At 43.8% G+C, this 13,895-nt stretch carries 16 protein-coding genes; 8 read left to right on the top strand and 8 right to left on the bottom strand.

Translation table 11 applies throughout. The features are described 5' to 3' along the window. Positions 1–388 precede the first annotated feature (388 nt). Together ACQZ43_RS03595 and ACQZ43_RS03590 are read right to left on the bottom strand one after the other, a co-directional pair. Positions 389–1,642, bottom strand: coding sequence for an aspartate kinase (locus tag ACQZ43_RS03595; RefSeq protein ID WP_430614515.1), 1,254 nt, complete (start codon positions 1,640–1,642; stop codon positions 389–391). Further along, entirely contained in the window at positions 1,643–2,116 is a 474-nt protein-coding gene (locus ACQZ43_RS03590) for an N-acetyltransferase family protein (protein WP_430614513.1), read from the bottom strand. 93 nt (positions 2,117–2,209) lie between these two features. Here ACQZ43_RS03590 and fbp point away from each other — a divergent pair, with 93 nt between their 5' ends. Continuing rightward, positions 2,210–3,220, top strand: a complete 1,011-nt coding sequence (fbp, locus tag ACQZ43_RS03585) for a class 1 fructose-bisphosphatase (RefSeq protein ID WP_430614511.1) — start codon at positions 2,210–2,212, stop codon at positions 3,218–3,220. A gap of 89 nt (positions 3,221–3,309) precedes the next feature. Here the strand turns inward: fbp and ACQZ43_RS03580 are convergent, their stop codons facing one another. After that, entirely contained in the window at positions 3,310–3,738 is a 429-nt protein-coding gene (locus tag ACQZ43_RS03580) for a TerB family tellurite resistance protein (RefSeq protein ID WP_430614510.1), read from the bottom strand. Between the two features lie 98 nt (positions 3,739–3,836). Between ACQZ43_RS03580 and ACQZ43_RS03575 the strand changes: the two genes are divergently transcribed. From ACQZ43_RS03575 to ACQZ43_RS03565, 3 genes are all read left to right on the top strand, one after another. Further along, complete coding sequence (locus tag ACQZ43_RS03575; RefSeq protein WP_430614509.1) at positions 3,837–4,427, top strand: hypothetical protein; 591 nt, start codon at positions 3,837–3,839, stop codon at positions 4,425–4,427. A 115-nt stretch (positions 4,428–4,542) separates the two neighbouring features. Then, entirely contained in the window at positions 4,543–4,983 is a 441-nt protein-coding gene (locus tag ACQZ43_RS03570; protein WP_430614508.1) for a deoxycytidylate deaminase, read from the top strand. Between the two features lie 5 nt (positions 4,984–4,988). Then, on the top strand, positions 4,989–6,563 hold the full coding sequence (locus ACQZ43_RS03565; RefSeq protein WP_430614507.1) for a S41 family peptidase: 1,575 nt from the start codon (positions 4,989–4,991) through the stop codon (positions 6,561–6,563). Positions 6,564–6,618: 55 nt separating this feature from the next. On the opposite strand, the gene ACQZ43_RS03560 is transcribed toward ACQZ43_RS03565, so the two are convergent. Genes ACQZ43_RS03560 through ACQZ43_RS03550 form a run of 3 tightly spaced genes read right to left on the bottom strand, consistent with a single transcriptional unit; the run spans position 6,619 to position 8,043 of the window. Further along, on the bottom strand, positions 6,619–7,224 hold the full coding sequence (locus tag ACQZ43_RS03560) for an FAD-dependent oxidoreductase (protein WP_430614506.1): 606 nt from the start codon (positions 7,222–7,224) through the stop codon (positions 6,619–6,621). A 2-nt stretch (positions 7,225–7,226) separates the two neighbouring features. Continuing rightward, the gene (locus tag ACQZ43_RS03555; protein WP_430614505.1) at positions 7,227–7,421 is read right to left on the bottom strand and encodes a hypothetical protein; all 195 of its coding nucleotides are present in this window, start codon (positions 7,419–7,421) and stop codon (positions 7,227–7,229) included. 46 nt (positions 7,422–7,467) lie between these two features. After that, positions 7,468–8,043 carry a MarC family protein gene (locus ACQZ43_RS03550; RefSeq protein WP_430614504.1) on the bottom strand — a complete coding sequence of 192 codons (576 nt, stop codon included), beginning with the start codon at positions 8,041–8,043 and terminating at the stop codon, positions 7,468–7,470. 318 nt (positions 8,044–8,361) lie between these two features. Here ACQZ43_RS03550 and ACQZ43_RS03545 point away from each other — a divergent pair, with 318 nt between their 5' ends. Further along, a complete protein-coding gene (locus tag ACQZ43_RS03545) occupies positions 8,362–8,928 on the top strand; it encodes a DUF3109 family protein (protein ID WP_430614502.1) in 567 nt (188 codons plus the stop codon). A 3-nt stretch (positions 8,929–8,931) separates the two neighbouring features. Here the strand turns inward: ACQZ43_RS03545 and ACQZ43_RS03540 are convergent, their stop codons facing one another. Beyond that, on the bottom strand, positions 8,932–9,369 hold the full coding sequence (locus ACQZ43_RS03540) for a retropepsin-like aspartic protease (protein ID WP_430615581.1): 438 nt from the start codon (positions 9,367–9,369) through the stop codon (positions 8,932–8,934). 84 nt (positions 9,370–9,453) lie between these two features. On the opposite strand from ACQZ43_RS03540, the gene ACQZ43_RS03535 reads away from it, so the two are divergent. The 3 genes from ACQZ43_RS03535 to ACQZ43_RS03525 all read left to right on the top strand — a co-directional run bounded on the left by ACQZ43_RS03535 (position 9,454) and on the right by ACQZ43_RS03525 (position 12,444). Continuing rightward, positions 9,454–10,221, top strand: coding sequence for a TatD family hydrolase (locus tag ACQZ43_RS03535; RefSeq protein WP_430614501.1), 768 nt, complete (start codon positions 9,454–9,456; stop codon positions 10,219–10,221). Between the two features lie 68 nt (positions 10,222–10,289). Then, positions 10,290–11,423, top strand: a complete 1,134-nt coding sequence (locus tag ACQZ43_RS03530; protein WP_430614499.1) for a 1-acyl-sn-glycerol-3-phosphate acyltransferase — start codon at positions 10,290–10,292, stop codon at positions 11,421–11,423. After that, positions 11,416–12,444 (top strand): asparaginase, encoded by a 1,029-nt coding sequence (locus ACQZ43_RS03525; protein WP_430614498.1) that lies wholly within the window; start codon positions 11,416–11,418, stop codon positions 12,442–12,444. Before ACQZ43_RS03530 ends, ACQZ43_RS03525 begins: the two co-directional genes overlap by 8 nt. Positions 12,445–12,532: 88 nt before the next feature. On the opposite strand, the gene ACQZ43_RS03520 is transcribed toward ACQZ43_RS03525, so the two are convergent. Beyond that, entirely contained in the window at positions 12,533–13,783 is a 1,251-nt protein-coding gene (locus ACQZ43_RS03520) for an NAD(P)/FAD-dependent oxidoreductase (protein ID WP_430614497.1), read from the bottom strand. Between the last annotated feature and the right edge of the window lie 112 nt (positions 13,784–13,895).

The following is a 13,895-nucleotide window of genomic DNA, read 5'->3' as shown; positions in this document are numbered from 1 at the left end:
GCACCAACACACAACGAAGTAGGCGAATCTGTATGCAATAACCAGCCGTTAAAATGCAGAGGAAATATGGTTAAGAGATAACCAACGGTCATTGAATATAAGAGACGAAACAAGCCAAGCGGGTCGATAAATAGCACAGGAAAAATAGACGTGGAAATTTGATGTAAGCAGTTTGAAGAGCAGAACGTTTTTTATAAAAATGGGGTAATTTTTGGGCGCCGAGGTGTAGAAACGAATAAAACCCAATTGCTTTTTTTGAGAATTCCTGTTTAAAACCCTTTGTGTTAGTCAGCGCAAAGGGTTTGTTTGTTTTTTTAGCGACTACGTTGGTATGATTGAAGCTGTGGAAAAAAGGTTCTTCAAAAGCGCTTTTCTCCGCCTGCTTTAACTATTCCTTAATCACCATCTGTATGGTCTCTCGGTTGACCTGTTTGAGCAAAAGGGTTTTGTCCTGTAAAATTCGCTCCGCGGACTGCTCCTCAAAATGGCGAATCGTATACAGCGATACCCCTTCGTTATAGCTCACTTTAAACTGTTTGGACAAGATGCTGCGCAATACTTCAAACTGCTGGAAGGGGTCTTCCACGCATACCGAAAAACTGATGGCGGAATTCTGAATCACGTGTACCTTAATGTGGTGTTGGTGAAAACACTTAAAAATTTCGCTGATGTGCCCTTCCATAATAAACGAGAAATCCAAAGACGACAGCGAAATCAACAACTGATTTTTTTTGACGATAAAACACGGGATTTGCGGGCTTAAAGCCATGCCTTTGGACACTTCGGTTCCGGGCAATAGCGGATTGATAAAGGATTTAACGTATAGGGGAATTTCCTTTTGTTGTAGGGGTTGCAGCGTTTTGGGATGGATGACAGAGGCGCCGTAAAACGCCAGTTCAATCGCTTCTTGATAAGAGAGGTGCTCCAGCAAGGTCGTTTCTGGAAAATAGCGCGGATCGGCATTGAGTACCCCCGGCACATCCTTCCATATAGTCACGCTCTCGGCATTTAACGCAAAGGCAAAAATCGCCGCACTGTAGTCCGAACCCTCTCGACCTAAAGTCGTGCAAAAACCGTTGGGGTCCGAACCGATAAATCCCTGAGTGATATGCAGCACTTGGCTGCGAATCTCCGAGCGTATTTGCGATTGAGTCAGTTCCCAATCGACCTGAGCATCGCGATAAGTCGTGTCGGTTTTTACCAACAGTCGCGAGTCGGTCCAGCGGTTATCTATACCACAGCTCTCGAGGTAGTGATGCAGTATAAGCGTGGAGAGTAATTCGCCATAACCGACGATTTGATCGTATACAAAATTGTAATTGGGCGACTTGTTCGCGCTTAAAAAGTGGTTGAGTTTTTCGAAAAGCGCATGCATTTCGCTAAACAATCCCGCTTTGGATTGTGGAAACAGGTCGTATGCAATTTGAAAGTGATAGTCTTTGACCTCTTGAACGGCTTGGTCCAAAGAGGCAGGAGCGCTAAAGTAGCGGGCGACCACCACCTCCAAGGCGTTGGTGGTTTTGCCCATGGCCGAGGCAACAATCAAACAGTCGGCATAGCCCACGGTTTGCAAAACCCGACCGACATTTCGGATATTGACAGCATCTCGGATAGAGGCACCGCCGAATTTGTAGATTTTCATTTATAATCGAGCGATAAAATTTGTAATTCCCTGTTGGTCCATTTGTACCAAGTGCCAATCGCGCAATATCTGCGCACCGGTTTTTTCGTAAAAGCGAATCGCCGCTTCGTTCCAATCCAGTACTGCCCATTCAATGCGGCGTACCCCTTCTTCGGCGCCGCGCTTGATTACTTCACTGTACAAGGCATAACCCACGCCGCTGCCGCGATGCGATTCCCGTACGATTAAATCTTCCAAGTGAATCGTCCTGCCCTTCCAAGTGGAATAGCGAAAGTAATAAAATGCCATGCCGACCACCACCTGGTCTACTTCGGCAACGATAATCCAAAACTGCGGGTCTGACCCAAAGCCATCGCGGCGCAGCTCTTCTAAACTAACGACAACGGCCTCGGCCTCGTTTTCAAATCGTGCCAATTCGCCAATCAAATCCAATACGACAGGCAAATCGCGCTCTTGAGCTTTTCTGATATTCATTTGAAAATAATTATAATGGTTTTTATAAGCCGTTCAATTCACAAAATTAACGATATTTGTAGCCAATTTACACAACTAAACACTCAATATTTCATGTTAATAGAAAGAACACAAACTTTAGGGGAGTTCATCATCGGGAAACAAGACGAATTTCAGTATTCTTCCGGTGAGTTATCGCGATTGATCAACTCTATTCGTTTGGCGGCAAAAATAGTAAGTCACAAGGTCAATCAAGCGGGCTTAGTAGATATCACGGGGGCCTTCGGAAAGGAGAATATTCAAGGTGAACAACAGCAAAAGCTCGATGTATACGCCAATGAAGTGTTTATTCAAACCCTGATGAATAGAGAGATTGTTTGTGGAATTGGCTCGGAAGAAAATGACGATTTTATTGCGATTAACGGTCGCGATGGAAACAACAACAATAAATACGTCGTATTGATGGATCCCTTAGACGGCTCGTCAAATATCGATGTCAATGTTTCGGTAGGAACGATTTTTTCAATCTATAGAAGAGTTACTCCTGTGGGTACTCCGGTAACGATAGCCGACTTTTTACAAAAAGGTGAAAATCAAGTAGCGGCGGGTTATGTAATCTACGGTTCTTCGACCATGTTGGTGTATACCACCGGTCATGGTGTGAATGGATTTACCTTAAATCCGGCAATCGGAACCTTTTATCTGTCGCATCCCGATATGAAGGTGGCAGAAGACGGACAAATCTACTCAATCAACGAGGGCAATTATATCCATTTTCCGCAGGGAGTAAAGGATTACCTCAAATACTGTCAGGCAGAAGAGGGCAGCAGACCGTACACCTCGCGTTATATCGGGAGTTTGGTAGCGGATATCCATAGAAACATCCTAAAAGGGGGAATTTATATCTACCCGACCAGCAGTAAGGCGCCCAAAGGGAAATTGCGTTTGTTATACGAATGCAATCCAATGGCCTTTATCGTTGAGCAAGCTGGGGGAAAAGCCTCAGACGGTTTTCAGCGAATCATGGAAATCGACCCAACCGAATTGCACCAAAGAGTGCCGTTCTTTTGCGGAAGTATCAACATGGTCGACAAGGCAGAGGCTTTTATGAGTCAAAACCAATAAAAAACGAGATCACCCAAGGGCGGTCCCGCAATGTATATTGTCCTGCTATAAGGACAAAGGCTGCTTCGGTTTCCGAAGCAGCCTTTTTTTTATCTTCCCATATTTTGCATTTCGTAGATAAAGGTTTCGCTATCGACATTGAGTACCAATAGGGAAAGCGCCTTATCGACGATATCGCTCACATTGCCCGAAAAGCCCAAGGCCACGGCAAATTTTCGCAACACCTCTTTTTGTTTAGGACCCAAGATATGGTGCACATAAACCATGCGCGCCAAATCGTACAGGCGTTCCAAGCGATTGACCTGTAGGTAGGGTGGGTTTACTGGAAACTTGGTCGGGTCTTCCAGGATTAATTCGTATTCTTCATCGGAGATGTCCAAGCGAATGGCCAACTCATCTAAGAATTTTTTTTCTTCTTCACTGATGTCACCATCGGAAAGAGCTACGCGTACAATAGAGGCGAAGTGTCCTTTGTTTCGGTCTTTAAAGCCGCTATCAAATAAATCGGTATATGACATAATGTTGTTGTTTTAAGGTGAATCGTTTTTTAAAGTGGTGTAATAATGGCTCAATTTAGTAATAATAGTTGTAAATTTGAGTTAATTAATTTAAATAAATGATGCTAGAGGTGGTTTTTTATATCGCTCGTGGATTCGAGCAGTTTCTTTTAAAAAGCAATTTGTTGGTCGTCTTGTTTGCTACAGTGCTCTTGCTGCCCTATGTCATGAAAGACTGGGGGCGCTTTTTGGGTCTATTGGCCTTAATTGCCTTGGGGTTTCTATTCAATGCTTCCATCAGTTTTTTCGACGTGGTTACCATCAATGCCCAAGCCTTTAGGTGGTCGTATTGGTCGATGTTGTTGCTGTTGTTTTTGTTTTGCCTTTACCGCCTGCTCAGCAGCGGAAAAAAGCACAGAAACAAAGGCGATACCCTATTTTATGTCATCGCTTTTTTGTTCGGTTTTATCGACAGCATCCTGCACGCGCATATTTGGAAGCCGATAGTCGGTCAGGCCTCTTATAAGTTTGTGGCCCTATTGGGGTATTCCACCGGTTATTTGGGCGGGCTCATCACGGTGGCAATCCTTTATTTTTTGGTGGCTTATGCCCTGCAAACCCTACTGCGTTTTACGCAAAAGGAATGGGGCTTAATCGTGTCATCTCTAGCGATTGGCGTACTGGTTTCAGAGTTGATAAAAATAATTTAGAATACTGATTTTTTCTTGAATAAGTAGTCAAATGATTGTGTATTTTTGCACTTTCTAAAGATGTCGGGTTCATGGATTTAACCAGTAGAATGAAGGGCATTTTTAAAGGGATAAAATGGAAAATAAAGACGTGACGAAAACGGCCAAATACGACAAAGCCTATCTGCGAATTGCTCGCGAATGGGGGCAGTTGTCTTATTGTACCCGCAAGCAAGTGGGCGCCATTATCGTGAGAGATCGCATGATTATTTCAGACGGATACAACGGTACGCCCTCGGGTTTTGAAAACTGCTGTGAAGACCAAAGCGGGTCGACCAAGTGGTATGTGCTTCACGCCGAGGCCAATGCCATCTTAAAAGTGGCGCGATCCACCCAAAGTTGTCAAGATGCCACCCTGTATATCACGATGTCTCCTTGTAGAGATTGCAGCAAACTGATTCATCAGTCTGGCATTAAAAGAGTGGTATATCAAAACGATTATAAAGATACCGAAGGAATCTCCTTTTTGATTAAAGCAGGGGTAGAGGTAATGCACTTGCCCGATTTAGATAACTAATTGATATGAAGAAGATTTTTTGGCCACTGATTGTTTCCATTGCCTTGTCTTTGGGAATACTGTTGGGAGGGTTTGTGGTATCGTCGACTTTTCAACCCAGCAGCCTGTCGGCAAATGCCAATAAGGTCAAGTTGAATAAACTCATCGACTTTATCGAACAGGAATACGTCGATGATGTGGATACCGATTCGATTATAGACATGACGGTCACCTCCATCTTGGAGCAGCTAGACCCGCATTCCGTATATATTGCCCGCAGTGAAATGCAATCCATTTCCGAATCCATGCGGGGTGGATTTGTCGGTATCGGCATTAACTACTACGTTTATAAAGACAGTTTGGCCGTCATCAAACCCGTGGTAGGAGGCCCTTCTGAAAAGGCGGGTTTAATGGCCGGAGACCGCATTTTATATGCCGACGGCAAAAAGCTCTTCGGACAAAAAACACCCAACGACAGTTTGGTGTCGATTTTACGTGGAGAAGAAGGCTCTAAGGTACAGCTCAAGATCTACCGAAAAAAGACCAAACAAGCCTTGACCGTATCGCTTACCCGTTCGATGGTTCCCATTAAAAGTGTGGATGTCGGACTCAAGTTAACCGACGGTATGGGGTATATAAAGATCAACCGCTTTTCCGAGTCTACCTATGCCGAGTTTATCGAAGAGCTCAAAGCGCTTAAGGAGGCCAAGATGACGGGTTTGATTTTGGATTTGAGAGAAAACGGCGGAGGGTATATGGATCAGGCGATCAAGATCGTCGACGAATTTTTACCCGCCAAGCAGCTCATCGTAAAAACGGTCAACAAAAAAGGCAATGCAACCGTGTCGAAATCAACCTCTAGGGGGATTTACGAACAGGGTGATTTGTATGTGCTCATCAACGAAAACAGTGCTTCTGCCAGTGAAATCGTAGCCGGAGCCATTCAGGATAACGATCGCGGTACCGTAGTGGGTAGGCGTTCATTCGGCAAGGGACTCGTGCAACGCGAGCTGATGTTGGGCGACGGTTCTGCCGTGCGACTCACTACGGCGCGCTACTACACCCCTTCGGGCAGGTCGATTCAAAAGGCCTACAACCACGGCTTTGAAGAGTATAACAACGATTTTATTACGCGCTACGAAAGCGGCGAACTCTATGCCGCAGACAGCATCAAAATAGCCGATAGCTTGCAGTTTAAAACCGTCAATGGACGGGTGGTATACGGCGGTGGAGGCATAGTGCCCGACTTGTTTGTGCCCCTGGACTTAAAGCACGGCGACGATGCCGTTTTGTTGTTGATGAGGTCCGGTTTGGTCAGTTATTTTGTGTTTGAACAAATCGATGCCAACCGAGCGGCTTTTGAAAGTTATAGCCAAACGCGTTTAAGCGAAAAGGTCAAGGAAAAAGAACAAATTTACAAGCAGTTTAAAAAGCATCTAAGCGATAACGGACTCAATTTTAACCTCGATAAGAGAAGGGATTTGATCGAATTCTTTTTAGTAGGCGAGTTTGTGCATCAGCTGTTTGGAGAGCAAGATTACTATCAGTGGATTTTAAAAGAAGATCCGATGATTAAGGCTATCGATTCAAAAAAGCCATAAACCTATCCGATTTTAGCGCTGAGTCCTTCGAGTTATCGAATTCGGCGCTAAAATCCTATCGGATGCTATCGTGACTGTGCGTTTCTGTACCGTTATTCCACAGGGTTAAAATATCGGTCGCTACGGCGGCACCGCTACCAGCAGCTATGGAAAGTTGACTGCGATGTCCGGCAAGCGTACCCGCAACGTATAAGTTGGTGGCCACGAGCTGGTCGTCGTTTTTCAGTTGAATCCTGTTCTTTTGCGGCAAAGACTTGCCGTGGGGCTGGGTAAATTCCATCAGTCCTTCGATTTGAAAGCTCGAACTCGAGTTTACAGCCACGACAACAAGCAGGGATTCGTAAGTGTTTTTGTTGGTTTGAACTACAAAACCAGCGCCTTGGCGCAGCACCGACTGTACTTTTTCCCCTTCGATCTGTTCGATTTCTGGGTAGTGGGTACGCAATTGCTCCTTGGTTTCTTGCAGCAGTTCCGCGCCTAATTTGCCAGCGGGAACCCCATAAGCATTGTAGAAAACCGCGTCCTGAAGCATGGAGGCTTTTTGGTGGGCGATAAGGGCAATCTTCTTGCCATTCATAAAGGGTTTGGCATGAGCAGACCCCAAGACTAGGGCACAGGAAATCCCTGCAGCTCCGCCGCCAATAATCAATGCATCGTACATGCTTATTTTGTTTTTTCGTCGATTAATTTAGACGTTCTAAAAATCAAAACTACGCAAACGGCACAAAGCAATGCGATAATGCCAATCAGTGCAATAAGGCTCTTGCCCTCAAACAGATTGTCGAAGTCTAGCGAAAGCACATTTACCACCAATAAAGCAGCTACGACAAGTAGTGCGATATAACTAAAAATTTTCATTGTAATAAATAATTTGTATAAGAACCCGAAAAGTACTAAAAATAAATTAGTTGATTAGGCCTTTAACATTACTTGCAAATAATTTAACAGCAATAGCCAACAAGATGATACCGAAAACTTTGCGAATAACGCTGAGACCGGTATTGCCCAAGAGCTTTTCTATTTTCCCAGACATCTTTAAAACGATATACACAAATATCATATTGAGGAGGATTCCCAAGATGATATTGATGTTTTGATATTGCGATTTAAGCGATAATAAGGTGGTCAATACACCCGCTCCGGCTATCAGTGGAAAGGCTAGCGGCACTATAGAAGCAGTACTGGGTGCCTCGTCCTTGTACAAGCGAATGCCGAGAATCATTTCCAAAGCCAGAAAAAACAAGACAAAAGCCCCGGCAACGGCAAAGGAATTTACATCGATACCGATGAGGTTTAGAATTTCGTTCCCGATAAACAAAAAGGAAATCATGATTACCGCAGCGACGATAGTAGCTTTTTCAGATTGTATATGTCCCACGCGACTGCGCAATTCCACCACGATGGGAATGGCTCCTAAAATATCGATTACGGCAAATAAAATCATTCCCGTGGTGATGATTTCTTTAAGGTCTAATTCCATTGGAGTTTTTTTTAGGGGTTATGGCGTGGAAAAGGTATATAAAGGACAAATTACTGAAATTATTTTTAAAATAAAGGTTTTTTGAACAATTCGTTTGGCCTAGGGGTTTTCGATACCCAAATTTTGGGAAGAACGCGCTTGTTGTGGGCTGTGAAGCTAGGGTGGGGCGTTTGTCATTTGTACCGATGAGCAAAGCATAGCGGCTTATTTGAGGGTTTGCGGATCTGGATTGATTCTAAAATAGTGTCTTTTAGGGGCTGTGGTCAAATAAAGCCCGAATAAAGTTTGTATTTTTGCAGGCATTTTAATTTAGAATATATGTTTCAATTAGGGAAAACAATTGTGTCAGAAGAATTGTTCGAGCGGGAATTTGTGTGCAATTTGTCGGCATGTAAGGGAGAATGTTGTGTGGATGGTACTGCCGGAGCACCTTTGGAAGAAGATGAAACGAAGATTATGCAGGATATTTACCAAACGGTAAAGCCTTTTTTACGTCCCGAGGGCATTGCGGCCATCGAAGCTCAAGGCACTTCTGTAATCGGTGAAGACGGCGGATTTGAAACGCCTTTGATCCAAGGAGCGGAATGCGCCTATGTGATTTTTGACGAAGATACAGCACTTTGCGGTATCGAACAGGCCTATAACGAGGGCTTAATCAGTTGGAAAAAGCCCGTTTCCTGTCATTTGTACCCCATTCGAGTACGGGAGTTTTCCGATTTCTCAGCCGTGAATTACCACAAGTGGAGCATCTGTGACGACGCCTGTTCTTTGGGTAAGGAATTGGAAGTACCGGTATATAAATTTGTCAAAGAAGCCTTGGTGCGCAAATTTGGTGCACAGTGGTATACCGAACTCGAGCAAGTCGCTGCCGAATACAAGCGCTAAGAATTATTTTAAAAACAAATAGCTGTTTTTATAATCGATAATCGCCTCTCCTTTTAATAGGATGTCTGCGCCTATAATACCGTGAACGGTTTTGGACTTGTACTGTTCTAAGGCTATGTTTACATGGGATAAATCGAGTATCACCAAGTCGATAGCCGGTTTTTTCCAGCGTCCCATCTGAAGGTGGTTTTTATACGAAACCTGGGTCAGCATCCCATTGGCACCAGCACCGGATGCTTTGGTGTTGGAATCGGTGGCGCAAATCTGAAAGTGTTCGATATGAATAAAGTCAATACAGCTACTCGAAGCGCCGGTATCTAGGATAAAATCGCCGCTGATACCGTTGATTTTTGCTTTTAGAAAAAGGTGCTGCGTCTTGGAAACGCGGAATGATATTTTTCTATAGCCGTCTTTTATTAAGAGGTCTTGAAGGTTTTCCATTACCCAAAAGTAGTTTAAAAACTTTAATTGCGGTAATTTTGTGGGAAATTCCATCGGGAGCATTTTAAATTAAACCACCCAGTCATGATTTTAACGGATACCCATACCCACTTATATTCCAGCGCTTTTGACGAGGACCGCGATCGCGTCATCCAAAGCGCCATCGATGCGGGCGTTTCGCGTTTTTTTATCCCTGCCATCGACACCTCTTATACGAAGGCCATGTATGCCTTAGAGGCAAATTATCCGCAGCAGGTTCATCTGATGATGGGGCTACACCCCACCAGTGTCAAGGAAAATTACCGAGAGGAATTGGATTTTGTCGCCGCCGAATTGGCCAGACGTCCCTTTGTTGCAGTGGGAGAGATCGGTATAGATCTGTACTGGGATAAGAGCACCCTGGGTATTCAGCAAGAAGCCTTTCAATATCAGATTCAGCTGGCCAAAAAGTATCAATTGCCAATTAACATTCACTGTCGCGATGCTTTTGACGAGGTGTTTGAGGTTTTGGAACGCGAGCGAGCTGCGGATTTACGCGGAATTTTTCACTGTTTTTCCGGTACCGAGCAACAGGCTTTGCAGGCCATTGATTTACAGATGAAATTGGGAATCGGTGGAGTAGTGACCTTTAAAAATGGAAAAATCGATCAATTTCTTGATAAAATTTCGATGGAACATATCGTACTAGAAACGGATTCTCCGTATCTTGCACCGGTTCCGTTTAGGGGAAAGAGAAATGAAAGTGCTTATATGATAAATGTCGCTCAAAAGATAGCAGACCTATATAACGTTTCTATAGAGGAAGTTGCACAAATTACCACAGCTAATTCATTAGCTGTTTTTGGTATTTAACAAAGATTTGCGCAGGAATTGCCTAAAAATTGCGTTCTTTTGCCAATTATTAAAACATAAACACTATAATGTTAAAGTTTGATTCAATTCGTCACTATCATGATGTTGAGGTGAATGCAGTACTGCAAAGTATAGCAAATCACCCGATGATGAAAGCGTTGATGGGATTTACTTTTCCAGATACTCCAGAGTCCGAATGGATGGAGCGTCTTAAAGACGTTCATACTATTCAGGATTTTCAAGAACAGTTTATATATTATTCTGTCAGAAAGGTTTTGGAAAAAAGCTCGGAAGGGTTAACCACTTCGGGTTTTGATAAGTTAGATAAAGATACTTCCTATTTGTATATCTCCAATCATAGAGATATCATCTTAGATACCTCGTTACTCAATGTAGCCCTGAAAGACCATGATTTAATCATGACTTCTTCGGCGGTTGGCGACAATTTGGTGCAAAAATCTTTTTTATTAGCACTTTCCAAACTCAATAGAAATTTCTTGGTAAAACGAGGACTAGCGCCGCGGGATCTCCTGGTGAGTTCTAAGTTGATGTCCGAGTATATTTATTATTTATTAGATAAAGAAAACCGTTCGGTATGGATCGCACAACGTGAAGGCCGTACCAAAGACGGGAATGATGCTACCCACCAAGGGGTTTTGAAAATGCTGGGAATGGCGTCTGATGAGCCGGAATTGATGGACTATTTTAAGAAAATTAAAATTGTTCCCGTTTCCATATCGTATGAATACGATCCGACAGATGCCTTAAAAATGCCGCAGTTGTTGGCCAAGGCCAAAGATGAGGCCTATATCAAAGACAAAAACGAAGATTTCGTCAATTTGCTCAGCGGTATTATGGGGCAGAAAAAACGCATCCACATACACGTGGGCGATGTGCTCGATGCCGAATTGGAAGAGGTGAAAAACCATTCTTGTAATAACAACAAGCAAATTCAGGCGGTGGCTCAGATTATTGATGAATCCATTTTGAGAACCTATAAGTTGTGGCCTACGAATTTTATCGCTTACGACATCATGTTCGAAACCAATCGTTTCGAATCGCGTTATACCCAAAAGGAAAAACAACTCTTTGAACGCCGTTTGGAATTGCGCGTAGACAAGGGAAATAGAATCATTGTAGACGGTTTTTTGGCGATGTATGCCAATCCCGTTGTTAATAAATTAAAATTTATCGATGTATAAAAAACCGGCGATACTGTTGATTTATACGGGTGGCACCATCGGAATGGTCAAAGACTTTTCTACCGGTGCCTTAAAAGCGTTTAATTTTGACCAATTGTTGGAGCGCATTCCCGAACTGAACTTGTTGGATTGCTCTATTGCTACCTATTCCTTTGATACCCCAATCGATTCTTCCGATATGAACCCAGAGCATTGGGTGAGTATGGTGTCGATTATCGAAGAAAATTACGACCGCTACGACGGTTTTGTAATTCTTCACGGATCGGATACCATGTCTTATTCCGCTTCTGCCTTGAGTTTTATGTTGCAGAATCTCCAAAAACCAGTCGTGTTAACCGGCTCTCAATTGCCGATCGGCGACCTGAGAACAGACGCCAAAGAAAACCTGATTACAGCGATTCAAGTCGCTACTTTTCAGGTCAATTCCGTACCGCTTTTTCAAGAGGTGTGCCTGTATTTTGAATATAAATTGTATCGCGGCAATCGAACCACCAAGGTTAGTGCCGAATTATTTAATGCTTTTACCTCGCCAAACGTACCACATTTGGCAGAATCAGGAGTGCATTTTAAGATTAATGAAGCCTTGCTTTTAAAGCACGATCCCACAAAAAAACTCGCGGTGTACAAACAAATGGATACGCGCGTGATGATCTTAAAGCTGTTTCCGGGTATCAACCAGTCGATGTTTGAATCCATCTTAAAGATTCCACACCTCAAAGGACTGATTTTGGAAACCTACGGCTCGGGTAATGCCCCGACAGAAAAGTGGTTTTTATCGTGTTTGCACCAGGCGATGGATCAGGGTTTAAAAGTGGTCAATGTTACCCAGTGTTCGGGCGGTAGCGTCAACATGGGACAGTATGAAACCAGTACGGAAATGAAGGAAATCGGCGTGATTTCCGGTATGGACATCACTACAGAAGCCGCGATTACCAAATTGATGTTCCTCTTGGGGCAGCAGGTGGATGCAGCCGATTTTAAAGCGCAATTCGAGCGCCCTATTTGTGGGGAAATGGGGTAGTAATCCCTTATCTACACCGGAAATTTTCTATAAGGCTCAAAAAAAAAGAACTACAAAAACGAATTGATGTAGTTCTCTCTATTGCGGTCTATTTCTCTTGATTTTCCTTTTCTAATTTTATCAGGTGTGCCATGTTCTTAATCACCTTGTCGTGTTTTAGTACAAAGGGGTTTTCCTTGTCCCAGACATAACCGGCCAATACCGCACATATCTTGCTTTTGACATCGGGATTCTCCGGTTTGTGATAAAACAATTCCTGCAGATTTCCCGTATACCACTCTTGGATATAGGTGGTAAATACCGCGATGCCCTCCTTCATATAATCGGCGTATTCCACTTCCCAGTCGACCGCTTCGCCACGCAATTGACGCAGGGCCAATTTTGCCGATAACATACCGGATTCCGTAGCAAAACAAACCCCAGACGAAAACACCGGATCCAAGAATTCCGAGCTGTTGCCCGTCAGGCTGTATCCCTGGCCATACATCTGTTTAACCGCCTTGGAATAGTTGGACAATTTAATGGGCTCAAATATAAACGGCAGGGTTCCAAACCGCTGTATGTAGTAATCGGACAGCGCGATGGCATTGCGCAAGGCCGTAGCCGTGCTCGCGTCCGAAGACAGCTGTTCGATAAAAACCGTAGGCCCGACGATTCCCACGCTGGTATTGCCGTTGGAAAACGGGATAACCCACAGCCACACCTGGGTTTCTAAGATGTCGAAGGAGATTAAAGTCCCCTCTCTACCCTCGGGGCGATTGATATCCTTAATATGAGTGAAAATCGCAGAATGTGGATTTAATCTGGAAGGCTCGTCCAAGTTCAATAATCGAGGCAATACCCGACCATAGCCGCTGGCGTCGATTAAGAATTGCGCCTGTACTTTTTTGATTTGCCCGTCCTTATCGCGGATGGTAGTCGTAGACTGGGTACCGTCAAATTCTACCGCCATCACTTCGGACTCAAATTCCAAATCAATGCCCATATTGATTAACTCATCGGCTACCGCAAGATCGAAATCTGCCCGAGGCACTTGCCACGTCCAGTCCCAACCTTTGGAGAATTTTTCGCTGAAGTCAAAAATACAAACCTCCTCCCCGCGTATAAAGCGGGCACCCCATTTTTGTTCGTAGTTTTGCGCTTGCAGTGCCGGCATCAAGCCCGCCTCTTCAAAGTGATCCATTACCCGAGGAATCAAGCTCTCTCCAACGACTATGCGCGGAAACTTGGTTTTCTCAACCACCTTAACCTTGATCCCCTGTCGGTGTAAATACCCTGCAGCAACACTTCCTGATGGGCCGGCACCGACGATTAAAATTTCAACATTTTCTGTAGTCATATATTATGATTAGGATGATTGTTAAAAAATACTAAATTTGCATATCTTTTTATAGGGTCAAATTTATTGATATTAACCCATCATTAATTAAATTACGCTATAAATTTAGAGA

Origin of the sequence: Flavobacterium sp. JP2137 (assembly GCF_050562195.1) — a bacterium.
Lineage (GTDB): Bacteria > Bacteroidota > Bacteroidia > Flavobacteriales > Flavobacteriaceae > Flavobacterium.
This window is presented reverse-complemented; position numbering and strand designations above follow the sequence as displayed.

What these genes read in the sequence shown, in the direction of transcription:
- ACQZ43_RS03595 (WP_430614515.1), bottom strand. Translation starts at nt 1,642, where the DNA reads ATGAAAATCTACAAATTCGGCGGTGCCTCTATCCGAGATGCTGTCAAT.
- ACQZ43_RS03590 (WP_430614513.1), bottom strand. Translation starts at nt 2,116, where the DNA reads ATGAATATCAGAAAAGCTCAAGAGCGCGATTTGCCTGTCGTATTGGAT.
- fbp (WP_430614511.1), top strand. Translation starts at nt 2,210, where the DNA reads ATGTTAATAGAAAGAACACAAACTTTAGGGGAGTTCATCATCGGGAAA.
- ACQZ43_RS03580 (WP_430614510.1), bottom strand. Translation starts at nt 3,738, where the DNA reads ATGTCATATACCGATTTATTTGATAGCGGCTTTAAAGACCGAAACAAA.
- ACQZ43_RS03575 (WP_430614509.1), top strand. Translation starts at nt 3,837, where the DNA reads ATGATGCTAGAGGTGGTTTTTTATATCGCTCGTGGATTCGAGCAGTTT.
- ACQZ43_RS03570 (WP_430614508.1), top strand. Translation starts at nt 4,543, where the DNA reads ATGGAAAATAAAGACGTGACGAAAACGGCCAAATACGACAAAGCCTAT.
- ACQZ43_RS03565 (WP_430614507.1), top strand. Translation starts at nt 4,989, where the DNA reads ATGAAGAAGATTTTTTGGCCACTGATTGTTTCCATTGCCTTGTCTTTG.
- ACQZ43_RS03560 (WP_430614506.1), bottom strand. Translation starts at nt 7,224, where the DNA reads ATGTACGATGCATTGATTATTGGCGGCGGAGCTGCAGGGATTTCCTGT.
- ACQZ43_RS03555 (WP_430614505.1), bottom strand. Translation starts at nt 7,421, where the DNA reads ATGAAAATTTTTAGTTATATCGCACTACTTGTCGTAGCTGCTTTATTG.
- ACQZ43_RS03550 (WP_430614504.1), bottom strand. Translation starts at nt 8,043, where the DNA reads ATGGAATTAGACCTTAAAGAAATCATCACCACGGGAATGATTTTATTT.
- ACQZ43_RS03545 (WP_430614502.1), top strand. Translation starts at nt 8,362, where the DNA reads ATGTTTCAATTAGGGAAAACAATTGTGTCAGAAGAATTGTTCGAGCGG.
- ACQZ43_RS03540 (WP_430615581.1), bottom strand. Translation starts at nt 9,369, where the DNA reads ATGGAAAACCTTCAAGACCTCTTAATAAAAGACGGCTATAGAAAAATA.
- ACQZ43_RS03535 (WP_430614501.1), top strand. Translation starts at nt 9,454, where the DNA reads ATGATTTTAACGGATACCCATACCCACTTATATTCCAGCGCTTTTGAC.
- ACQZ43_RS03530 (WP_430614499.1), top strand. Translation starts at nt 10,290, where the DNA reads ATGTTAAAGTTTGATTCAATTCGTCACTATCATGATGTTGAGGTGAAT.
- ACQZ43_RS03525 (WP_430614498.1), top strand. Translation starts at nt 11,416, where the DNA reads ATGTATAAAAAACCGGCGATACTGTTGATTTATACGGGTGGCACCATC.
- ACQZ43_RS03520 (WP_430614497.1), bottom strand. Translation starts at nt 13,783, where the DNA reads ATGACTACAGAAAATGTTGAAATTTTAATCGTCGGTGCCGGCCCATCA.